Genomic DNA, 22398 nt, shown 5'->3' on the forward strand with positions numbered 1-22398 from the left:
GCAGGGTAACAAATAAGCGTCTGCTTTGGGCCGGGAAATGGCGGGAAGGGAAAACTTGGTCACGGTCTCGCAAGGCGGGAAACCGTCGTTCGCTGCTGAAGGCGCCAAGGTCAGCAATGCGCTCCCCCATACCGCTCGAAGCTCATAAGCAGTTGAGCATTGTAGTGGCTAACCCTGTTCCGGACCTTCAGATAAATAGCAATCTCTGACCCGAACTATCAGTTTGTAGTTTCGAGAAAACTTGGGCTCCCGAACATTCGTTTCCCGCTACATTAGAATTGTTGTTAAGTCGGGAATCTTATGCCTTACTACGTGCTTGATCGATCATATTGCGACCGCAGATGAACTGGGCGGATCCGTTTGGCAATGAAACGCTATTTTCCGAAAAGATTCCGTAAAATACCGGAATATCTGACAATTCTGTCTCTTCTGCCCTTTTTTTTATCCGGGTCAGTTGCCGCCGGGAATTTATATTCTGACGGCCTCTCGAATCACAATTTTGATGTTGGCGCGATTGCGCAGCTGAAGAAGTACCTCGCTGATGTCGATGCGCGAGAAAAACGGCAATCCAACCGTGATCCAAGCCTTATCCTGGCCGCAGGTGAAAACGACCCGCTGTTATTAGAAACTGACGAAGCGGGGCTGGAGAGTTCCGACAGCCAGGACACTGAGGATGATCTCCTTCTGGAACCGGAAGCCGAAAACGACGGCCTCCTGGTTTCGGATGACGATGAATTGTTGACTGACGAAGATTCACTTCTGGCAGACGACGATGACGACAGTCTTCTGGAATCGGATGACGGACTGCTGATCGCCGATGATGATGATGACGATCTGCTGACGGTTGACGGCGAAAGCGCCACGGAGTCAGTCGAGGGCAAAAAGAAAGAAGAGCAGGCGGCAAAACGCCGATCAGCAAACGAGGAACATGAAAAACTGTTCCTGGAGAGCAAATATCCCTCTGCCAATACCTGTGCGACCTGTCATCCGAAACAATATGAAGAATGGTCTGTGTCGCAGCATGCCTATGCGCAGTTAAGCCCGATCTACATGGCGATGCAGACCACCATCAACATGAAGACCAGTGCTACGAACGGAGACTTCTGCATCCGCTGTCACAATCCGGTCGGGATGAACATTGGAGAGTCGCTCTATGTTTCAAATTTGGAGCGTACACCGACATCCCGCGAGGGCATAACCTGTGTTGCCTGTCATCGGGTGAACAGAAATTATGGCAAGATTAGTGGCCGCTTTGCGCTTGAAGAAGGCGATGTTTTTTCGCCCGTTTATGGCCCCAAAGGCGGTGCGGAGCTGGCACGGGTTTTGAGCAAGCCTGAAGAATATCGGGTGTCCCAATCCCAGGATGATCCGGGGCGGAGCATTCACACCGAAGCAAACCAATTTTTTGCACTGACGAAACCTGGGTTCTGTGGCACTTGCCATGATGTGACGCTGTTTAACGGCTTTCGTCTGGAAGAAGCCTTTGCCGAATACAAGCAGTCACCAGCCGCAAAGCGTGGTGAGACTTGCCAGGATTGCCACATGGGCAAAATCCAGGGCGTTGCCTCGGGATATGATTATGGCCCTGCAGCCGTCGTCGGAGATGTGCCGACCCGCAATCGGAAATTGACCAATCATTTCTTTGCTGGCCCGGATTACTCGGTGATCCATCCCGGTATCTTTCCGCACAATGTTGAAGCGGCCGAATTCAAAACACTCAAGGAATGGCTCCAGTTCAACTATAAGGCGGGTTGGGGAACGGACAAATTTGAAGACCGGATAACCGACAGTTACAAGTTTCCGAAAGCCTGGGAATCCATCGATGACCGTTATGATGCGCGGGAGATCCTCAAGGTTCAATTTGAACGTTTGGCCAAAGCTCGTAGGCTGCGTGAGCAAGTGTTGCGCAACGGTTTCAAACTCAGTGACATCACCATTTTGAACAATACAAATGGCAAGTTGTCATTTTCCGTCGATGTTAGCAGTGGCACCGATGGTCATGGTGTGCCGACAGGATTTGACGCCGAGCGTCTCATTTTCCTTGAGGTGACGGTAAAGGACAGCCGCGGTAATGTTGTATTTGTCTCCGGGGACCGTGACCCTAATGGCGATGTGAGAGATGCGCACTCTCTTTATGTCCACAACGGCGAACTGAAATTGGACAAGAACCTGTTCAGCCTTCAATCGAAATTTGTTGTCAGATTGTTGCGCGGCGGCGAAAGAGAACAGGTTCTGGCGGTCAATACATCCTCTGATGTACTGCCATTTGTGCGTCCGGAGCGCCGCGCGACAACAATTTATGGTCGGCCACGAGGTGCTCGAAAACATAAGCAAAACCTAGAACCCGGAGCCAGCCGGACTGCAAAATACAAGGTGCCTTCCAATAAACTCAAAAAGGGCGAGCGCTATACAGTATCGGTCAAACTGGTCTCCCAGATGGTGCCAGTCAACCTGATTGCAGCAATTCAGGGAGCCGGCTTCGACTACGGAATGAGCCCGGCTCAAATCGCTCGAGAAGTTGTGAAGGGCAGTTCCGTTTTGTGGTCCAGAAAAACGTCGGTGAAACTGAAATGAGCCGAGTTTTGATCAGGGCAGTCCGGCAAAGGTCCAAGGGTCTCCTGACCGCGCTGTCGCTTGCGGGGCTATCTATTCTCACAAGCGGTCAGCCTTCAGTGGCAGCTGGCAGTGCGCTAAGTGAAAAGCCGATCAGGCTTTTGACTGAAGAGGAAGTTCGCAAGGGCAAACGGAATGACGCTCACCACAGCAGTGAGTTGAGCGAAGCGCCGGCTCCATTGCTTCCCGAAGCCAAACAACCAAAACCGACGCCACCGATATTCGAGCGGGGTGAGAAGTTTCTTGCTGCGGGAAACCTCAACCCGGGTATTGAGCTGCCGACAGGGGCGATCTGGCAACCGTCTCTTTGGGTGTTCGGGGACTACCGGACCAGCATCGGACATTTTGCAAATGGCAACACCAATAGCAGGCAATACTGGGCAAACCGCCTGGACATTTTCGTAAACCTAAAACTCACACCCACCGAGCGTATTTTGCTTGGGTTTTCGCCGCTGTCTGATGGTGGAAACCATACTGGCTTGCTTTACACCGATGCCGATGGGCTTGAGTTCAACAATGCGCTCAACCCGTACATTACAACCTTGTTTTTTGAAGGTGAGTTCGGGGAGATATTCCCAAATCTCGATCCGGACGACTCCAAGAGCTACGATTGGGGATTTTCAATTGGTCGGCAGCCAATCCTGTTTCAGGAAGGCATTATGATCAATGACTCGATCGATGCTATCGGGATTACGCGTGACACCATCGTCATCCCAGGTCTCACGCCGGATATGCGCGCCACAGCTCTGGTCGGTCTGCATAACATTCGCCGCAACAACAACGTTCTGGATCATGGAGCCATGTTGTTCGGTCTCTTCACAGAAACAGACCTTAGAAAGAGCACCGTCAATCTCGATGCCGCCTATGTCTTCAGTAACGATTCCAGCGGAGGAGATGGGCTCTATTTCGGAGCATCGGCAACGCAGCGCATTGGGCATTTCAACACGTCCTTCAGAGTGAATACATCAACAGCTCTAGACAATCGTGGTTCTGCAGTAAATGACGGCGTTTTACTGTTTTCGGAAGTTTCCAGAACAGCCACTGGGTCTAACAACGTTTATTATGGAAACTTGTTTTGGGGCTTGGGAAATTACACATCAGCTGCCCGTGACAAGGGAACTGGTGGCCCGCTCGGACGTGTCGGCGTGTTGTTCGCCGCCCCTCAAGTAAGCCTTGGGGGCGCGGCGCTTTCCAATAGAGCGGACCATGCGTTTGGTGGGTCATTTGGTCATCAGATGTTTTTCAATGAAGACAAAACCCAGCTGACCCTCGAGATTGGCGGTAGAAAAGACACGGACGGTTCAGGTCAAGGGGCTGCCGCGATCGGCGGCCAGTTTCTTCATGCGCTGAACAATCGAACCAGTCTTCAGGTTGATGGCTTTGTTTCGGCAAATGAGAACCGTCGCGCCGGAACCGGATTTCGTATGGAACTGAGGACAAGGTTCTGATGAAAAACCAAGACCAGGCTCATTTCAGCAAAGAGTGCCCTGCATGATTCAGGTGTTGCAGATCGGCGGCGGGTTGGTTCTCCTAACGGTCTTAGTGCAAGGATGCCTGGCGGTTTATGGACAGTTCTCCCGAATTGTTCAGGAAAGGCGAATGGCGGCGAAACGACTGGAGCAGTTTCAAAGCCAGGCGAAAAACATATTTCAACAAGCTGAACTGGATCGTAGTACGTCCGAGCTCACCTGGTCGGGCAAGCGGAAATTCAGGATCGTTTCAAAAATTCCAGAAAATAAAAGCGGCGATATCTGCTCGTTTTATCTAGCGCCCCATGACGGCGGCAGCTTGCCCCCCTTTAGTCCTGGCCAGTTTCTGACTTTCGAGCTTCAAATTCCAGGGCAAGCAAAACCTGTTGTTCGTTGTTACTCCTTGTCCAACAGTCCTGCGAATTTGAAAACGTACCGGGTGTCAATCAAACGAATTCCGCCACCGCCGGATGCATCGATCAACCTGCCTGCTGGCTTGTCATCCGGGTTTTTCCATTCAAGCCTGAATGAGGGCGATGTCGTCGATGTCCTTGCGCCAAGTGGTCAGTTCGTTCTCAATCTTCGGTCCGAAAGACCAGTTGTCCTTATTGCAGGTGGTGTTGGTCTAACGCCGATTCTGTCCATGTTAAAATGGCTCTCCGATAAGAACAGCCATCGGGAAACCTGGATATTCTATGCTGTGCGCAATGGTGAAGACATTGCGTTTCGGGATGAAATCCGGAAAATCATTACTCAGCACGACAACTTCCATGCTGTTTTTGCCTACAGTCGGCCGACTGAGGAGTGTGTTGAAGGTGTAGATTTTGATTGTGCCGGGTTTGTTACGACAGACCTTCTTAAGCAATATCTGAACTCATCCAACTACGAATTCTATATCTGCGGCCCGCCGCCGATGATGGAAATGCTGACAGCGCAACTAAGCGACTGGGGCGTGCCGGATGAAGATATCAATTTCGAAGCATTTGGACCCGCATCGGTCAAAAAAACCCAACATGTCAGTTCCGAACAAGATACCGGCGATAAAGAGCTTACTGTCGAATTCGCTAGATCAGGAAAATCAGTCACCTGGACTGCAGCAAATGGTACAATTCTGGATCTCGCAGAAGAGAATGGCGTTACGATAAACTGCGGATGTAGAGCCGGAAATTGTGGAACATGCGCGACGGCAGTTAAGAGCGGAAATGTGTCTTATGTTGCAAAATCTGCAAGCACACCTGCGCAAGGAACCGCTCTCGTTTGTATTGCTCGGCCGGAGGGAGATCTGGTGTTGGATGCTTAGAATGCTTGCAGATTAGCCATGCTGTAATTGATTTATTGGGGGAGAGATTATGTTTGAGGCGCTTCTGGTCCGGGCGACCAAATTCTGGTTGCTCAAGTTCTTTGCGGCTGCAGTTCTTGTTGGCGTGAGCGGAGCTGGGGCCATAGCCAATCCGGATATGATTGTCGGACCGAATGAATGTGCGGAGTGCCACAAGAAGGAGACTTCGGCTTGGCAAAACACGCATCACTTCTCGACTTTCAGAGAGTTGCCAAAGAGTAAGGAAGCCAAGGAAATCGCCGGAAAAATGGGCGTTAAGCGCCTGAAAGCAGACAGTCTTTGCCTGGGATGTCATTTCACGGTTAAAACCGAGAAGGACAAACCGAAAGCGATTTCAGGTATCTCCTGCGAATCTTGCCACGCGCCAGGCAAGGACTGGTACAAATTGCATTCCGGCTTTAGCGGGAAAAAAGAAGGCCAGGAGAGCAAAGAAGAAATCGCGTCCAGATGGGAAAAGTCGGAAGCCGCCGGCATGATCCGACCTTCAATGACTTATGCGCTGGCGAAAAACTGTTTCAGCTGTCATCTCGTGCCAAATGAGGAGTTGGTCAACAAAGGTGGACATGCGGCAGGGAGCCCGTTTGAACTGGTAAGCTGGTCCCAAGGCGAAGTACGGCACAATTCCTGGTACAACAAAGGCAAAGGCAATCCCGAAGCATCTCTGGAAAGAAAGCGGATGCTCTTTTTGGTCGGGCGGATTGTGGAACTGGAAACCGCTTTGATCGGCGTCAGCAAGGCGACGGTGAAAAAAGACTACGCTCTCAAGATGGCAAAACGGGCCAGCAATGCTCGAAAGGCTATGGGAAGTCTCGCAAAGCTATTGCCGGATGCACCCGAGCTGGCGGAGATTGCAAATGTCGCAAAGGCTGCAAAACTGAAACTCAACAATGAAGATGCCCTGGTGGAAACTGCGGGGAAGATTTCCGTGTTGGGATTAAAATTTGCGCAGACCTACGATGGCTCGACCTTCGGTGCGATAGATAAATACATTCCCAAGTCAGACAAATTCAAAGGGAAGCCTACGAACTAGAAAGTAAGGCTTGGGAGGGCGTGAACTTGTCTCTTGAACAGCGTGATGAGCGCAACAGGCGTTGGGATACAACGTTTGGAGAAGAGCCGTTGGACAGTGCAGCTGTTGCGCGGGTTCTGGCTCTTCCCGCATTTGCTGATGTCCAAGCAGACAGTTTTCCCGCGCATCTTAGTCTGGAAGCACTAATTGCGAACGAGGGCCGTATTCGAACCTGCAAGCGCGGAGAGGTCATCCTGCGCCAAGGAGATTATGGAAATTCCCTTTTCATAATTCTGTCAGGTTCCGTGATAGGCGTGAATGATCCAGACGTAACAGGGAAGACGGCCGGAAGGCGTTCAAAAAAAACGGCTTCATGGAAGCGGTCGTTGGCACAATTGTTTGCGGCCTACCGGCCTCCAGAGTATCGCCGTGCGAGAAGCCTTGGTGCCAATGACCGGAGGTCACGCGGGGCTGCGGGCAACACCTACCAGTTTGAAGGCATCACTGCTGTTGATGTTGATGAACTGCAGGTGCGCTATACGACTTTCTCCTTTGAAGCCCCTCAAATGTTTGGTGAACTGGCAGCTCTGACACGCAGCCCCAGAAGCGCAACCATATTTGCTGCTGAAGACGATACGCTTTTGTTTGAGATGAGCTGGCAAGGATTGCGTGAAATCCGTGATTGGTCCGAGAGTTTTCGTCAGCAAATAGATAGTCTCTATCATGAACGCGGTCTGGTCATTCGCCTCAGGGAATGTCCGGTCTTCGATCATGTCGATGATGAGACACTCGATAAGATCGCGAAAGAGGCCCTATTCGAGACCTACGGAAATTTTAACTGGACCCATCGCTTCAAACGGGAAATTGGCAAAAGCGACAAGGCAGATACCATAATAGGCCTCGAAACGCTCATTTGCGAAGAAGGGGATCATGTTGATGGGCTTTTGCTGATCAACAATGGTTTTGCGCGGGTCAGTCAACGAGTGGATCATGGAGAAAGGACAATTGGGCACCTTTCAAAAAATGATTTCTTCGGCTTGGATGATATCTTTGTAGCCAACAAGGGAGGCGGAACGTCACTTCGTAGCAGCTTGCGTGCAATTGGGTATGTCGATGTCATACGCATCCCGACTTACCTGGTACACGAACATATTCTCCCAGGATTGAATGCCGGCTTTTTGCGCCTTTCTGATGTTGATGGGGGATCAGTCGAACGTGAAGAACTGAAGCAAGGCATGATGGATTTTCTTGTCGATCACCGCTTCATCAACGGTGAACAGGCGATGGTTATCAATCTGGATCGCTGCGTTGGTTGCGATGATTGTGTCCGCGCTTGTGCGGTTGCGCATGACAATAATCCCAGGTTCGTTCGTGCCGGGCCTGCATATGAAAATGCTCTTGTGGCGAATGCCTGTATGCACTGTACAGATCCGGTGTGCCTAATTGGATGCCCGACTGGGGCGATACATCGCTCTTGGGACACAGGTACCGTTGTTATCAACGACAACACCTGTATCGGCTGCGCAACCTGTGCAAACTCATGTCCCTACAACAACATTCAGATGGTTGAGATACGCGGCGAAAGCGGTGATTTTCTGCTGGACCTTGAGGGCAAGACGATTGCCCGGGCGACAAAGTGTGATTTATGCAGTGACCAGTTGACGGGGCCAGCCTGTGTTCAGGCTTGTCCGCATGATGCGCTGATGCGAACCAACATTCGTGACACAGACAACCTCGTGAAGTGGCTCAGATGAGTATCTTTTTGAACAAAAAGATGCTTGCGAGTTTGACCGCAGCAGCCCTGTTGTCGGCTGTGATCTTTATTTTGAACAACGCCTACAGCATATCTCTGCGTGATGTTCAGTATTTCAATGGGTGGGTTTTGCTCACACTCATCGTGGCAATGCTGTTTCTGACTATCCGCAAAAAGCTCGTTATATTGCCGTTTGGCCGCACCAAGCATTGGCTCCAGTTGCACTATTATCTCGGCCTGATAACTCTTGTGGCGTTTTTGATCCATACCGATTTACGCTTGCCAAATGCGCCTGCTGAATGGGTTTTGTGGCTTTTGTTTTGCCTTGTTGCGGTGAGTGGCTTGTTTGGCGGACTTGTCAGCAAAGTCGTGCCCAAACGTCTTGAAGAACATGACAATCAGATATCGTTTGAGAATTTGCCATCCCTGCGTGCACAGCTGGCGGAGCAGGCAGAAGCCCTTGCAATGAGCTCACTTCAAGGGGGGGATTCCCGAAGCCTGGCAGAGCTTTATGTTGATCGGCTGCATCACTTTTTTGCAGCGCCCCGAAACATCTGGGCACATCTCAGATTGTCTGATTTGCCGCTTGCACGAATATTGGGCGAAGTGGACTCCATTCAAAGATACCTCGATGACACAGGCCAAGCTCGGCTAGATGAAATGAAATCGTTGGTGAAGGCTAAAAACGCTCTCGATTTCCATTACGCCCATGGGAGTGTTTTGAAGTTCTGGCTGTTCGTCCATGTTCCTCAAACCTATGCAATGATTGTGTTCATCCTTGTGCATGTCGCAATTGCGTACGGCTTTTCTTCGGGTATTGCGTGATATGTCAGATCGTTTCGATCCTACCCGGCAAACACAAGGCTATGCACGCCCGCAAGACCCTTGGATTTGCGGGCGTCTTGCGGAGGGGAAACCCTGCGTCCGCGGACCTGACGAGAAGGGTGGATGCCGAGGCGGATACGAATGTCAGCCATGGCTCAAAAATGACAGATGGGAATGTCGGAGGTCTCATCTGCAGGGTGGTCCCTGTGAACAAGGCCCGCTTTCAGACGGAACCTGTTGCCGGAAGATCGAGACTTGCGTACCGGTCGCAAGTGTAAGGACGCGGCGAAGCAGCATTACCAGATGGGCAATTGCATTGGCCGTAGGTTTGGTTGCTGTCATTTTGGCCGGGGGCATTGGCAATGAGTTATTGATGCCGGGGCCATTGAACTCCTCACATGCGAACTTAGGCGATTGCAAGACGTGCCATGCAGCTGTCGGGACAGGTAAGCTGGATTGGGTCCACAATCTGGTCGAAGGTGCGAGCGCTCAAAAAAACGCAAAACTCTGCATACGTTGTCATGAAGTGGGAGAAGATGCTTTTGCAGCCCACACCCATCCTGTTGCAGACCTCAGGCGTCTTACTGAGCTGAGAGTGTCTTCTGAGCCGAACACACCCTTTCCCGAAGAAAAATTCGGGGATTGGGTCCGATATTCAATTCCTGCGCCGCAATCTAGACCGGGTAAATCCGAAATCTATTGCGCGACATGTCATGAAGAACACCAAGGTTCCGCTGGCAACCTGATGGAAGTCCCCGATACGCGCTGCCAGACCTGTCATGTCAAGAAGTTCGGCAAATTCGCTCAGTCCCATCCGCAATTCACGGATTATCCGTTTACCCGGCGTACGCGCTTGATTTTTGATCATAAGTCACACTTTGCAAAGCATTTCCCGAAAACAAAAGAAACGAATGATAGAGCTATCTCCGCGCCGGGCTATTGCTCTGACTGCCATGTTCAAGGTGAAGACAAGAAATACATGGAGACCGGTTCATTCAATGCCATGTGTTCCCAATGTCATACCGCCGATATTCGCGGTGTGAATCGGGCAAGCGGACCCAAAGGAATACAATTCCTGACAGTTCCAGGATTGGATCTTGCAGTTATTTCAGAGCGTGGTGTCGATATCGGCGCATGGCCAGAGGACTCTGAAGCTGAGGTGACACCCTTTATGCGTTCCCTTCTGGCCTCTATTCTGGATGGCAGGGATATCGTCAGCGAAGTGTCAGATCTTGAGCTCCTTGATCTCACGGATGCCAGCGACGAAGATTTGGCTAAAGTTCAGGATCTTGCGTGGGCTGTCAAAAGGCTTTTCTGGCAAACAGAAAACTCCGGCCTTCAGTCCTTTATGAGCTTGCCGTTGAATTCAGAAGGCGATGACCTGGAACACAAACAGATGGGGAACATGAGCGGTGTAATGTCCCGGGATGTCATCGCGTCGGCCAATCGTGAGTGGTTCCCCAGTTTGACTGACGAACTTCAAAAACATGCCGCCGGAGAAAAAACTCATCATTTCGCTGCTCTCATTGAAGAGAATGAGCAAAATACTGAAGCCCCTGAACAAGAAACAGAAGAAAGCGATCTCGAAATAACAGACAGTGACATTCTTGACGAGGGCGACGACGGTGTATTGGGCGATGAATTGGAAACAGAGACCGATGAACTGTTTGTAGATGATCTGTCTCTGGAGGACGCAGCCGGGACTGATGATGAAATCTTGAATGGTATAGCGAAAGACGAAGACCTAGAGAGCCTTGACCTAGAGGCGGGCGCAGAAGACGCGGCTATACTTGAAGAGACGGATGATGGAGACATTCTCGGTGACAGTCTGGAAACGCCGAACTCCGACCCTCTATTGTCTTCTGACGAGAGTGATGACGTTTTGGTGGTCGACGATTCCACGCTCAACACCCCTTTGGAAGAGAACGCTGCTGAACAAGCGGACGATATGGCAGGAAGTGTATCGCTTCTGGGATCGGAAAGCCTGGATCCGGAAGCCTGGGCAGCTCTTGGGGGGTGGTATAGACGAGACTATTCTCTCAACTTCCGGCCATCGGGTCATTCTGACAAGTTCCTTTGGGCGTGGTTGACGTTTTCCGGGTACTCCTACGGGTCTCCGAAGGAAAGCCAGTTTGCGCCGGTATTTGAGCAATTGTCGCCTTCAGACGCCGTTGGACGTTGTACCAAGTGCCATAGTGTCGATGACGAAAGCGGCCATAAGCATGTGCAATGGCACGCCTTCAGTTCCGAGCGCGAAGCAAATCGCTTCACAACATTCTCTCATGGTCCGCACATCGGGACTGAAAATTCCGAAGGGTGTGCAATGTGCCATCAAATGACCGGGGGACATCAGGGGTTTTTGGACACATACAATGCCGGCAACACGAGCGACTTCGTTAAAACGTTCAAGCCAATCGAAAAAGCAACTTGCTCTTCTTGCCACACCGAACGGGCAGCTGGTGAAGAATGCACTTTGTGTCATCAGTATCATACAACTGACATCGGGCACCCAATGACGAGAACAAGCTTACCTACGGAGTAGGAGAGCATTGAATGGAGCCGCTATTCAAAACGGCGCCGGTATTTTTCGTGACCGTATTTCACGTTGAGGACAATTGCCTTTTTATAGTCTGACTTCGCGAGATCCGTCATACCCATATCAAACATCAGAGCAGCGCGTTGATAGTAGGCCTTCGCAAAGGAACCATGCGCGTTTATTGCTGCATCAAGGTCTTTTTTGGCCTGTTCCGTCCGCTCTAGCGCGATAAAGGCCAGCGCACGATTGTACAAAAACAAGGGGTGACCAGGGCTCAATTTGAGGGATTGAGTGTAGTCTGAGATGGCTTCCTCGTACAAACCCAGTTTGTTTTTTGAGAAACCGCGATTGAACCACGCGGTTGCATGCCCCGGTTTGAGCTCGATCGCTCGGTCATAGTCTGCGATCGCGGCTTTATATCGTTTTAGCTTCCGGTTTGCGTAGCCGCGATTGTTATAGGCGTTTGCATAATTCGGCGCTTTAGCGATAGCCACGTTGTAATTTAAAATGGCATCCTCGAACCTGCCAAGTTTCCGATAGACGAGACCGCGATTGTTGTAGGCGTGAGGAAAGTTGGGTTTTAGTCGGATGGCAGTGGAATAACGCAGCAAGGCTGCTTTGTAATCACCATTTTGGGAAAGTTTTAAGGCCCGGTTGTAGTAGGTATTGGCAAAACGGCGTTGCAGTGGGGCTTCTATCTGGCGGAATTCCTCACAAGCGGACTGAAAATCCTTTGTTTCATCCAGCGTGTAGTCCACGTCCGGTCCGGTACCCTTTTTCCAAACATTCGCCCGATGGCCCGTGATCGAATAGACGTAATTTCTGGTCTCGGCCGGCAGGCGAGATTGTCCCCGGCGCCAAGCGTCAACACGTTTTTCCCCGGCATTGTAAGCTGCTGCGGCGAGGCCGAGATTGCCATAACCTTTGGCTAGATAGCCGAGTAGTCTTGAAGAGGCCGAAATCGCCTCGAGCGGTTCAAACGCGTTTTCAAGCCCCCAGGTGTCGGCTGTGTAAGGCATAAATTGGGCGATGCCTTCAGCTCCTGCAGGACTGATTGCATTTGGGTCAAACCGGCTTTCTTTCCAGATCAGTTTTGCCAAAAAACCAGCTGGCAATTCAGCTCTTTTTGCAGATTTTTCAATATGAACGCAAACGTCAGAGATGAATTGAGGAGCGCCACTGGACGTGGTTTCCAACTTAGAAGTGACTTGTGAAGTTGGTGTTGGCGGGTTTGCAACAGGAGTATCTTGGGTAAAGGCTGAAACGCTCGTTGGGAACACGCTGATCGCCAACAAGGCGATCAATCGGATACCGCTCATGCGTTGTTTAGAATGCAGCATGTACGACAAATCCAGTTCAACACACTGAAATCACAAACCTGCTAAATTTTACTGAAACGGGAATAGCAGCTCAAGAAAGAATATTGTTTATTCAGTCGGCCCTAGGCCGAGTGGACGAATTGGCTCCGCTTCAAATAGCTGATTGTTGGTGGGTTGCGAATACGGTAGATTTCACGAAGTAATTCAGCGTCAGCTTTTTGTTCCTACCGATTAGATCTCCAATGTTTCAATAGATCGAGTGATCGACAACCCAATTACATTGGCAGGTCGGACGGAATTCACTTGATCGATTAGCGTCATCAGGTGATCGTGCGGTCAAACAACGGTTCATTTGGAGATAACGGATAAAGTGATTCTAATCGGTCATTATAAAACGGTTCAACAACTTAACTGGGAACAGAATTCGATGTTAGTCCATTGCCAGCCTGCGATTTCTGCTATCGGTGTTGTCCATGGCTGATCAGATGGCATTTTCTTCTGAGAATTCGGACTTTCAGAAGTCATATAATGTCTTTTCTCCGACTGAATACACGAGCATGTTGCTCGGCTTTCTGCAGGAAAATGTAGATCAGGTCGAGGGTCGAAGTGTCTGCGAAATTGGCACGGGCAATGGTGTGGTCGCTATGCAGGCTGCCTTGCTCGGAGCGCGGAACGTAACTGTAAGTGATATCGAATGCAGTGCGCTTGAGGCTGTGTCAGCTTCTTTTAGCCAACTGCCGCAGGGAACAGCGGATCTGAGGTGCCTGAATGGCCCCCTCTGGCAACCTTACGATACAAGCCGCTTTGATTTGATTCTGGCAAACCTTCCGCACTTTCCGACACCCGCTCTGACATTGCCCGGGCGTTTGCCCAGCTGGTCCTCGGGCGGAGATGACGGACGCAATCTGCTCGACCCGTTCCTTGAAGGGCTGCCGAAACATCTGACGCCAGAGGGAGTTGCTGTATTCACCCACAACTGTTTTGTAGGTATCGAGCAAACCCGAAAATTCTTACAAGGACATGGATTGTCACTTGATATCTGCCGCGAAACAATTGTTCACTTGTCCCCGCTTAAGGTCCAGGCATTGACGCACGGCGCGGACGGGTACGGGAACGAAGTATTTACCTTGGGACAGCATGTTTTTGCCCGTGTCTGTCTTGCCGTCGCGAGTTGGGCGTAAAACCGGGATAACAGATGCCAAGATCCTTGCTGTCATTGCTGTTGCTTGCTTTGATGCTTTTAGCGCTGCCTTCCTCGGTCACGGCACAAAGTTCAGCTGAATTGGTTGACCAGGCCAGGGCGAAAGCACGTCTTCTGTGCACTGAGGCTGACCGCGGCGACCGTCTGTATGACATACTCTGCACTGGGGTGATCCGCGTTGGTGTTCGTGGCGGGTATTCCCGATTTGCTACCAACCGCCAAGGCATTCGCGAAGGTTTCGAGATCGATGTAGCAGAACAGATCGGCGCCTTGATGGGCGTTGAGGTCGAATTTATCGACGTCACTCCGGTGACCAGAATTTCCGCATTGTCTGACAATCAGATCGATTTGGTCATCGCAACCATGGGGCACAATTCGACCCGCGATGCCAACGCCCGTTTCATCAGGCCGCATTATTATTCAAGCCAAACGGTCGTCATTGGACCCAAGCGGATTGAGGTCGGCTCATGGGACGATATGTCGGACAAAACCGTCTGCACAACAGTCGGCAACTACGCAAACACTCTGCTTGTGCCGCGCGTAGCCAGAGTGATGCTGTTCGATACGCCTGCGCGCCTGGTTTCAAATCTCCGGTCAGGCACCTGCACCTTCATAGCGCAGGACGATAGCGTATTGGCCAATGCCATGGCTGATCCCGAGACAGCAGCGGAGTTCGAACGCAAGCTCGGGTTTGGTGAGATCCCGTGGGGCATGGCGGTGTCTCTTCAAGGTAGCGATCGACTGGCTGTCCTGCTCGATCAACTGTCAATTGGCATGCACGCGGACGGGCTGCTTCTGGACCTCGCCCAGCCGCATTTAATCGAGACCGAGTTTCTCGTTCGCATGCAAACACTATGGCAACGGGACGAATGCCTGCAAACGCCGTCAAAATGCTATGCCGCGCCGCTCAAAGCTGAAATCACACCAAGCCCCTTCAAAGCCTTCGTTGAATCGGCCTATGCCTGGGCTCAGGAGTATCTTGCTGTGTTTTACAGCGAAGTTGCCTGGGACCTATTCATCAATGGTATCCAAGTTTCATTGATCGCTGTCGCCGGTGCACTGATCGTCACACTTGCCATGAGTCTTCTTTTTGCGGTCTGCCTGACATCGGATAAGAAAGTGTTGAAATGGCCTTTGGCGGTCCTGCTGGCGGTTTTCCAAAGCAGCCCGCCCATTCTCATCCTTGTGTTGGTTGCAACCATGGCGAACAGCCTATTCTCCTATTCGCAAGTTGTGGCCCTTTCCGTTGCGATCCTGTCCATTGCCCTGATGAATGGGGCCTTTGCCGGTCAGGCGATAGCCGATGCCTGGCGGTCCCTTGAGCCAACGTCCGGAAGGGCTAACCGCTGGCAAAAGGCGGTGATCCAATCGGCATCTCAGATCGAGGCTTTCCTGACCAATGCCACGCGTGGCATATCGGCGGCCAGTTTCGTGGGGGTGGCCGATCTTACCAATGCGTTGAACGACATCACGTCCTTTTCGCGAAACCAGTCTACAACGTATTGGATTTTATTGATTTTCTATATTCTGATCGTCATGGCGGTGGTTCGCCTTTGCCGCAGCCTGCGGGCGCGTATTGAGCTGCTGGAATTGAAGGGTTGATGAAATGATTGGACCTTTCTCGAACGATCTGCCTCTGCGTATTGCCGAAGGTTTGCTGGTGAACTTCCAGATTGCGATTTCCGCTCTGGTCATCGGCCTCCTCAGCGGGGGGCTTTTGGCCTATTTGAGCAATCTCCGAAATCCGGTCGTGAAATGGGGGATTGAGTCGTCTATCTCGATCCTGCGGGCGACGCCGGTATTCATCGCAATGTTTTTTCTCGCAGGCGTTTTGCGGCCGCACTATACAGGTCTTGAGGCCTACTTCACCGATCCCAAGATCATGTTCGTGGCTTTGGCCTGCCTGCCATACATCACGTCCTATGCCTATGATCAGGTCAGCGAAGCTTTGTCGCAATGGCGCCGCGGCGCCCATCGTGCGGCCATGTTGCTCATCCCAAATATGGCGCGGTCCTTTCAGGTTCTGGTATCTGCATCCTGTTTCGGGGCGGCCATCGGGGTTAACGAGGCGATGAGTGTTGTTCTGTCCGAGGCCGAGTTGCTCGGCGACTCGGCATGGCGGTTCGTTCTCTACGCTTTGACAGTGCTGATGTTTTTTGGGCTTATGCAAACCGTCGTCGCTTCATCCCGCATGCTGCACCGGTTTGTAATAGCCCGTTTCTCGGATGTTCCGCAGGCAGGCTAAAGCGCTTCTTCATCTACCCTGTGGTGTTCTATTTCAGCGAGAACCGCTTTGGCGACCGGGTCGTCCGGGTAGTCTCTGAGGATTTGGCGATACGAGGCGATTGCCTGTTTCTCGTTTCCGGCCACGCGCTGGTCGAAAGCGGTGCGGCTCATCTCGGCAAGTTTTAGAACATCTTCCGTCGGTTCATACTCCGCCCCCTGGCCGAACGCGCCAAGCAACTCGTAGACTGTGATGCTCGCGCGCCGCCCCTTGACCTTGACGTCACCAATCGGGCGGACACAAAGACTGTCTCCCGCTTCCTTGTAAACCGAGTGGCTGAGGCAGATATCGGTCCGATAAGTTTTGTTCAGGCCCTCCAGCCGCGAGGCTATGTTCACGCCATCGCCGAGCACTGTGTAACTCATCCGTTCGGCCGAACCTATGTTACCGACAATAACAGCATCGCTATGGATGCCGACGCGAACTTTAAGCGGGCTTTCACCCTCTGCCAGAACCTCGGCGTTCAACGCATTAACGGCTTTTTGGATATGCAAGGCGGCCATGCAAGCCCGCCTTGCATGATCTTCCATGATGGTCGGAGCCCCCCAGAAGGCCATGACTCCGTCTCCGATAAACTTGTCGATTGTACCTGCTTCACGATTTACAGACTTCGTCGCGATGTTGAGGTAGTCCGAAACCCTCTGGACCAGCGCCTTGGAGGGTATTTTCTCTGAAAGATCTGAAAATCCTTCAAGATCGGAAAAGAATATCGTCAAGAAGCGGCTGCTGCCGCCGATTTCCAGTTTTTGTTCTGACTGGAGCAAGTCTCTTACCAGACTGACGGGAACAAACGATGCGAAGGACCGGATCGCAGTATCCAGCGTTTCAACCGCACGGGACAACATCGAGATTTCTCGAATGCGGGTCTTGGGCAGATCGGTCACGGTTTCGTGGCGCAAGTCACGAATACTCTCAACGTAGCTCGCCAGCCGTTCCAGCGGTGTCGACAGTTTCTGAGCCAGCAGCCAGATGATCAGGATTTGTAGAACTGTTGCCCCAAGGCCCAGGAACAGCATTCGGCGGTTATTGAGCTTTATTTCAGCGTTAAAGTCATCCATCGGCGCGATGACGAAGATTTGCCAGTCTTTTTCCGAAACGGATTCAATCGGCTTGAGAGAGGCAACATATTCTTGACTGGCGTGATGGACAAAATAGGATTGCTCGCTATTTCCCTGGATCTTGCGTTGACTGTAGACGATGCCAATCAACTGATCGGCCCATTCACTTACGTGGGTTAGTCTGAGCGTGTCCCCGACATTTTGGGTGACCGTACGCTCGTTCGAATTTGCAATGATATTGCCCTGGCTGTCGAGAATGAAACCGACAGAATTCGGACTGACCTTTCGTTCGGCCAAATAGCTCGACAGTCCGTCAAGCGTCAGATCGATCGCAACGATGCCTGAGAGCTCGTCTTGCCAATAGATCGGTGCGGCGATCGTGAAACCAACCAAAGACAAAGTCGCAAACAGGTCGGGATCGGAGATGGTAAGCGTATCAGCAGCCTTTGTGACCCTGTACCAGAGACGTTTGCGGGGGTCATAGGTGCTGGTCGCACGGGATGTTCCTGTGCCTTGGTTGTCGGCGTTTAGGAACTCGTAGGTTTCGTCAGATGGTCCATTTGAGTTGGGAAGGATCCAGCGGTGTGCGAACGTTGTACCGGTGGGCAAGGGCTTACCATGGACATCGTGACCTTCCTTCATCCGTCTGGCCTGCAGGAAAGTGCCGTCAGACTCAAGCCCAACGTAGGCGCTTAGAACGTCCGGAGTTCCGCGTGCCACCGCAGCCAGAAAATCCAGCGAACTTAGATCCTGGAAAAGATCCGGTTGGATGTGTCCGGCGCTCGCCATGGTTTCCACACTGGCCGAGACTTCCCGGAAAAGGTTCTCGACACTGGCAGCTGCGTTCGACTGGTGTTGCGCGATCCTTTTCAGAGAGTCGCTGCGAGCAATGGTTTCACTGGAAATATAGTTGAAGGCGATGACGCCTACAAAAACGGGAACGGTCAAAATCAGGAACAACGTCAGGATTACGGATTTCAGGCTTAGACTTCGCATTCGTTCTTGCCGTTTCCATCTAAATCCAACCCAGACGGCTGATTGCAGACTGCATTCTCAAAGTATACTGGCGTTCGACGGCAAGATGGCCTGATCATGGCAACGGATCAAGCATTTTCAATGTGGTAACTGACAAGTCATTACGCCTATCAGCCGTCGACTCAAACTCTTGCCGTGCGAATTTTATGGACACTGGATGTTTGTTCGAGAATTCTGACCGGCTACTAGTAGTTAGCCGTTCGCCGAATGTGCCTTGGAGTAGTAAATCTCAGTTTTGAGCGATAATGGCATGTTCATTAATTTAAGATTGGATTGTGTGCAGTGAAAATCCGGAAAATACTTTGTTTAAACCGTTTCGGGAGTTGAAACTATTCGCCAGAAAACAACACCCAGCGGCATTCAAACTAGGGAATTACGGACCTTGTTTTTGTCCGATATTCACTTGGGAACGCGAGGATGCCAGGCTGAATTGCTTCTTGATTTCCTGCAGCATCACAATGCGGAAACGATATATCTGATTGGGGACATCATTGATGGATGGCGGCTTCGGAGAAAGAAATATTGGCCAGCCAGCCATCAGGAGGTTTTCGATGTTCTGCTGGAGCGCGGGCGAAACGGCACGAGAATTATCTATTTACCGGGCAACCATGATGAGTTTTTAAGGCAGTCTCACAAACACCGGTTTGGCTGTATCGAGATCGTCGATAATGCCCAATATGTTACGGCCGATGGCCGCAGCTATCTGGTTATTCATGGAGATCAATACGACGTTGTCATCCAGAATGCAAAATGGCTCGCATTCCTGGGGGACCGCTTCTATGCCACAGCTTTGGCGCTTAATACTTGGCTAAACATTGTTCGCAGATCTCTGGGATTGAAATACTGGTCCTTAGGAGCTTTCGCAAAAAAGCATGTGAAGCAGTTTGTCAGTATCATCGGCCAGTTTGAAGCCGCGGTTGCCACAGACATAAAGCAACGGCGTCTCCATGGAGTGATTTGCGGGCATATCCACCATGCAGCTGACCGTGAAATGAACGGCATCCACTATCTCAATTCAGGAGATTGGGTTGAGAGCTGTACGGCAATTTGCGAGCTGTATGATGGTACGCTTGAAATTGTCCGTTGGGATGAGACGGGATATTTCGGCGCTTCTACAAGCCTTGATAAAGAACGTATTGTTGCTGCATGAAATCGATTCTCTTTGTTACTGACGCTTGGCACCCTCAAATCAACGGCGTCGTGCGTACCATTGAGTACACTGCGCATGAATTGATAAAGCGTGGCATCCGTGTTGAGTATTTAACTCCGCAAAGTTTCAGAACGTTGCCCTGTCCGACCTATCCGGAAATCCGGCTCGCTCTTACCACAAAAGGCACGGTCCGAAGGATCATTCGCGAGCATGATTGCGAGCACATCCATATCGCAACAGAAGGACCACTCGGGTTGTTGGCAGCTGCAGCGGCAAAGAAAGAAGGACGCCCTTTTTCAACCAGCTATCACACACGGTTTCCAGAATATGTTTCGGCAAGGGTGCCATTGCCAAAAACGCCTTTTTACGTGTGGTTTCGGCGGTTTCACAACTCCGGCACCAGCTGCATGGTGGCAACTGCCGAACTTGAAAACTCATTAAAATACTGGAAGTTTCAAAATCTGATGCGTTGGCCTCGTGGCGTAGATACAGATTTATTCCAACCCTATGAAGGCTCGGTACTGCCACCAGACCTTCCCCGTCCAGTGTTCATGAATGTTGGACGCGTGTCGGTGGAAAAAAACATTAAAGCATTTCTAGATCTGGATCTTCCGGGAAGCAAAGTGGTTGTCGGTGAAGGGCCACAGTTGGACAGCCTTCGCAGGGCGTATCCCGACGTCCTTTTCACAGGGTCTAAAACGGGTGTCGAACTCGCCCAGCACTATTCCAGTGCCGACGTGTTTGTATTTCCCTCCAAGACCGACACCTTCGGACTGGTGCTATTGGAGGCCCTTGCTTGCGGTGTTCCAGTCGCAGCTTATCCGATCATGGGACCTATTGACGTCGTTGGTGACAGCCGAACTGGGGTTCTTTCCTCTGACCTGCGCACAGCGTGTCTTGAAGCGCTCAATATCCAGAGTGACCTTTGTCGCGCAGCGGCGCTAGAACAAAGCTGGTCTACCTGCACCGATAAGTTCCTGGAAAACATAGATGCTGCCAATCGAGCCCACGGCACAACTTCTGCTTAGAGCACTACACTAGCTCGCCAAGGATCTGGCTCCAGTCCGGGCTTCCAAAAACTGATCTGTTAAGGCGCCTTTGCTGTCGGTAATTGCGAGCGGGACAAAATCCTTGGCAAAGTGAGCAGGCATATGAAAAAGCGGTCGGTATGCGCTGCGCAGTTTGTCCGTGGTGGCGTTATAGGTCAAAGCTGGTTCTTTGAAGGATTGGAACATCTGGCGCGGATTACCGATACCCAAATTGCTGTAGAAACGATGGAGGGGACGAACTGCTGCCAGGACCGATTGCTCCCACTCATATTGCTTGCGCCAATGCCATGCGTGCCGCAATGAATGGCGGGTGAGTGCAAACTTGCGTCCACGAAACTGCAGGAGGTCTCGCAAGTACGGCACCACTGTTTCCAATGGCTCTTTGGGCCACTCGACAAGTTTTTGGCCATCCATGTCGCTCAAAAGAACATTTGGCATCAGGCGGTCTGAGCGCGCAGCTTCTTCAAAATAAGGTGTGCCGACAATTGGAATTGTCAGCGACAGAAGGCTGGGCAAGGGAATTGTCTGGTCCACCAGTATCTCCGAAATCTGAGCTTCGATTTCCGCGATGGTCTGTTGTCCAAAGTCGACAATCATGCCGTAGTCAAAAGAGATGCCGTATTGTGCGCAAGCTTCTGTTAGAGATTTTGGATCGGAAGCTAGACTCTGTTTTTTGTTAAAGGTCTTCAGCACCTGAGGGTCGAGATTTTCAACACCTGAGAAAATACCTTTGCAGCCATTTTCCGCCATCAGCTTGAGATTCTCGGGTCTTTTGAAGAAATCTCCGGTCACAAGCGCGCCCCAACCACGAAACTGACCTTGGCGCCAACGTTCTCCGATTAACCTGACCCGGGCCTCAAATGTGGACCGGTTGTTGCCGTAAAAATTGTTGTCCAGCACCATGACGGCGAACGCTTTGCCCATGGCGTCTAGCTGAGTCTCGATCGATGCCCTGGAGTGCGCTGTGTAGGCCCGTCCTTCACCGGACAGGGAACAGAACGAGCAGGCAAAATTGCAGTTCTTCGTCGTCTCGAGATACCCGACGCCCATTGAAGGGGCCGTCAGATCAAATCTTGGCGCGGTATGGTGTGCCCGATGCCCGGGATCAAAAATGCTTTCGATAACCTCGCCAATCTCCTCCACATCGCCTTGGCAGGTGTAGTCGAAGACGTCATTGCAGATCGCCGGTAAAGCGCGCGCAATCGGCCCGCCGATAACGGTTGCGACCTTGGGGCTAAAATGCCGGCAATAGGCGGCCAGTTGCCGTGTCCGGTCAAACGCAGCTGTCAGTCCGGTGAAAACGGCCACATCCGGCCATTCGAACACAGAACGTTGCAGAAGCGCTCCATGGTACATCTCGTCCCAGACCCTGACCTCACAATGAGTCTGGTCGAAGTAACCGGCCAAATAGTAGGGAGCCATGGCGCGGGGCACGAACAAGCGCGTTGGTGATGAAGATCTCCACGGATCAAAATAGGCGTTCACGATAAGAATGCGTCGTTTTCGACCCGTTGGCATTCAGCCTCCAAACAGCTTGGTCAATCTTCAGCAATTCAACGACTTCGGAACTTGTCCACGCGCTTATTCAAGTTTCAACAAGCGTTCGTTCGCTGCACTGTTGTCTCTTCCGTTCTTCCCTGAAACCAGCAGCATCCTTCAAAAGCTATGTCCCGCGTCACTTACTTCAATTTCGGAAATTCACTTTTTGAGCGAGTAGTATTTTATGAAAGTCTAAACGTTAGATGTGTATCAGATGAA

At 51.4% G+C, this 22398-nt stretch carries 15 protein-coding genes; 12 read left to right on the plus strand and 3 right to left on the minus strand.

What is annotated here, in order from left to right; all coding sequences use genetic code 11:
- Positions 1 to 366 precede the first annotated feature (366 nt).
- From FJ695_RS22975 to FJ695_RS23005, 7 genes are all read left to right on the plus strand, one after another.
- Entirely contained in the window at positions 367 to 2574 is a 2208-nt protein-coding gene (locus FJ695_RS22975; protein ID WP_141187607.1) for a multiheme c-type cytochrome, read from the plus strand.
- On the plus strand, positions 2571 to 4061 hold the full coding sequence (locus FJ695_RS22980) for a hypothetical protein (protein WP_141187608.1): 1491 nt from the start codon (positions 2571 to 2573) through the stop codon (positions 4059 to 4061). Before FJ695_RS22975 ends, FJ695_RS22980 begins: the two co-directional genes overlap by 4 nt.
- Positions 4062 to 4212: 151 nt before the next feature.
- Complete coding sequence (locus tag FJ695_RS22985) at positions 4213 to 5382, plus strand: 2Fe-2S iron-sulfur cluster-binding protein (protein ID WP_168206465.1); 1170 nt, start codon at positions 4213 to 4215, stop codon at positions 5380 to 5382.
- A gap of 49 nt (positions 5383 to 5431) precedes the next feature.
- The gene (locus FJ695_RS22990) at positions 5432 to 6451 is read left to right on the plus strand and encodes a cytochrome c family protein (protein WP_141187610.1); all 1020 of its coding nucleotides are present in this window, start codon (positions 5432 to 5434) and stop codon (positions 6449 to 6451) included.
- A gap of 365 nt (positions 6452 to 6816) precedes the next feature.
- Entirely contained in the window at positions 6817 to 8184 is a 1368-nt protein-coding gene (locus FJ695_RS22995) for a cyclic nucleotide-binding domain-containing protein (protein WP_141187611.1), read from the plus strand.
- Positions 8181 to 9008, plus strand: a complete 828-nt coding sequence (locus FJ695_RS23000) for a hypothetical protein (protein ID WP_141187612.1) — start codon at positions 8181 to 8183, stop codon at positions 9006 to 9008. Before FJ695_RS22995 ends, FJ695_RS23000 begins: the two co-directional genes overlap by 4 nt.
- A 373-nt stretch (positions 9009 to 9381) precedes the next feature.
- Positions 9382 to 11550: a hypothetical protein gene (locus tag FJ695_RS23005; RefSeq protein ID WP_141187613.1), complete on the plus strand. Its 2169-nt coding sequence runs from the start codon at positions 9382 to 9384 to the stop codon at positions 11548 to 11550.
- A 20-nt stretch (positions 11551 to 11570) separates the two neighbouring features.
- Here the strand turns inward: FJ695_RS23005 and FJ695_RS23010 are convergent, their stop codons facing one another.
- Positions 11571 to 12884, minus strand: coding sequence for a tetratricopeptide repeat protein (locus FJ695_RS23010; RefSeq protein ID WP_141187614.1), 1314 nt, complete (start codon positions 12882 to 12884; stop codon positions 11571 to 11573).
- A 452-nt stretch (positions 12885 to 13336) separates the two neighbouring features.
- On the opposite strand from FJ695_RS23010, the gene FJ695_RS23015 reads away from it, so the two are divergent.
- From FJ695_RS23015 to FJ695_RS23025, 3 genes are read left to right on the plus strand one after another with little or no spacing between them, the layout of a single operon-like run.
- Positions 13337 to 14044 (plus strand): methyltransferase, encoded by a 708-nt coding sequence (locus FJ695_RS23015; protein ID WP_141187615.1) that lies wholly within the window; start codon positions 13337 to 13339, stop codon positions 14042 to 14044.
- Positions 14045 to 14058: 14 nt separating this feature from the next.
- Positions 14059 to 15666, plus strand: a complete 1608-nt coding sequence (locus FJ695_RS23020; RefSeq protein ID WP_141187616.1) for a transporter substrate-binding domain-containing protein — start codon at positions 14059 to 14061, stop codon at positions 15664 to 15666.
- A gap of 4 nt (positions 15667 to 15670) precedes the next feature.
- Positions 15671 to 16309 (plus strand): hypothetical protein, encoded by a 639-nt coding sequence (locus FJ695_RS23025; RefSeq protein ID WP_141187617.1) that lies wholly within the window; start codon positions 15671 to 15673, stop codon positions 16307 to 16309.
- Here the strand turns inward: FJ695_RS23025 and FJ695_RS23030 are convergent.
- On the minus strand, positions 16306 to 18402 hold the full coding sequence (locus FJ695_RS23030; protein WP_141187618.1) for an adenylate/guanylate cyclase domain-containing protein: 2097 nt from the start codon (positions 18400 to 18402) through the stop codon (positions 16306 to 16308). The genes FJ695_RS23025 and FJ695_RS23030 overlap by 4 nt on opposite strands.
- A gap of 421 nt (positions 18403 to 18823) precedes the next feature.
- Here FJ695_RS23030 and FJ695_RS23035 point away from each other — a divergent pair, with 421 nt between their 5' ends.
- Both FJ695_RS23035 and FJ695_RS23040 read left to right on the plus strand, forming a co-directional pair.
- Positions 18824 to 19591, plus strand: a complete 768-nt coding sequence (locus FJ695_RS23035) for a UDP-2,3-diacylglucosamine diphosphatase (protein ID WP_141187619.1) — start codon at positions 18824 to 18826, stop codon at positions 19589 to 19591.
- Complete coding sequence (locus tag FJ695_RS23040) at positions 19588 to 20619, plus strand: glycosyltransferase family 1 protein (protein ID WP_141187620.1); 1032 nt, start codon at positions 19588 to 19590, stop codon at positions 20617 to 20619. The genes FJ695_RS23035 and FJ695_RS23040 overlap by 4 nt, the downstream gene beginning before the upstream one ends.
- Before the next feature lie 9 nt (positions 20620 to 20628).
- On the opposite strand, the gene FJ695_RS23045 is transcribed toward FJ695_RS23040, so the two are convergent.
- Entirely contained in the window at positions 20629 to 22158 is a 1530-nt protein-coding gene (locus FJ695_RS23045) for a radical SAM protein (RefSeq protein ID WP_141187621.1), read from the minus strand.
- Between the last annotated feature and the right edge of the window lie 240 nt (positions 22159 to 22398).

Source organism: Labrenzia sp. PHM005 (assembly GCF_006517275.1).
Lineage (GTDB): Bacteria > Pseudomonadota > Alphaproteobacteria > Rhizobiales > Stappiaceae > Roseibium.

Coding starts and splice junctions, on each gene's coding strand:
- FJ695_RS22975 (WP_141187607.1), top strand. CDS start 367: ATGAAACGCTATTTTCCGAAAAGATTCCGTAAAATACCGGAATATCTG.
- FJ695_RS22985 (WP_168206465.1), top strand. CDS start 4,213: ATGGCGGCGAAACGACTGGAGCAGTTTCAAAGCCAGGCGAAAAACATA.
- FJ695_RS23040 (WP_141187620.1), top strand. CDS start 19,588: ATGAAATCGATTCTCTTTGTTACTGACGCTTGGCACCCTCAAATCAAC.
- FJ695_RS23010 (WP_141187614.1), bottom strand. CDS start 12,884: ATGCTGCATTCTAAACAACGCATGAGCGGTATCCGATTGATCGCCTTG.
- FJ695_RS23020 (WP_141187616.1), top strand. CDS start 14,059: ATGCCAAGATCCTTGCTGTCATTGCTGTTGCTTGCTTTGATGCTTTTA.
- FJ695_RS23025 (WP_141187617.1), top strand. CDS start 15,671: ATGATTGGACCTTTCTCGAACGATCTGCCTCTGCGTATTGCCGAAGGT.
- FJ695_RS23030 (WP_141187618.1), bottom strand. CDS start 18,402: ATGCGAAGTCTAAGCCTGAAATCCGTAATCCTGACGTTGTTCCTGATT.
- FJ695_RS22980 (WP_141187608.1), top strand. CDS start 2,571: ATGAGCCGAGTTTTGATCAGGGCAGTCCGGCAAAGGTCCAAGGGTCTC.
- FJ695_RS23045 (WP_141187621.1), bottom strand. CDS start 22,158: ATGCCAACGGGTCGAAAACGACGCATTCTTATCGTGAACGCCTATTTT.
- FJ695_RS23015 (WP_141187615.1), top strand. CDS start 13,337: ATGGCTGATCAGATGGCATTTTCTTCTGAGAATTCGGACTTTCAGAAG.
- FJ695_RS23005 (WP_141187613.1), top strand. CDS start 9,382: ATGCCGGGGCCATTGAACTCCTCACATGCGAACTTAGGCGATTGCAAG.
- FJ695_RS23000 (WP_141187612.1), top strand. CDS start 8,181: ATGAGTATCTTTTTGAACAAAAAGATGCTTGCGAGTTTGACCGCAGCA.
- FJ695_RS22990 (WP_141187610.1), top strand. CDS start 5,432: ATGTTTGAGGCGCTTCTGGTCCGGGCGACCAAATTCTGGTTGCTCAAG.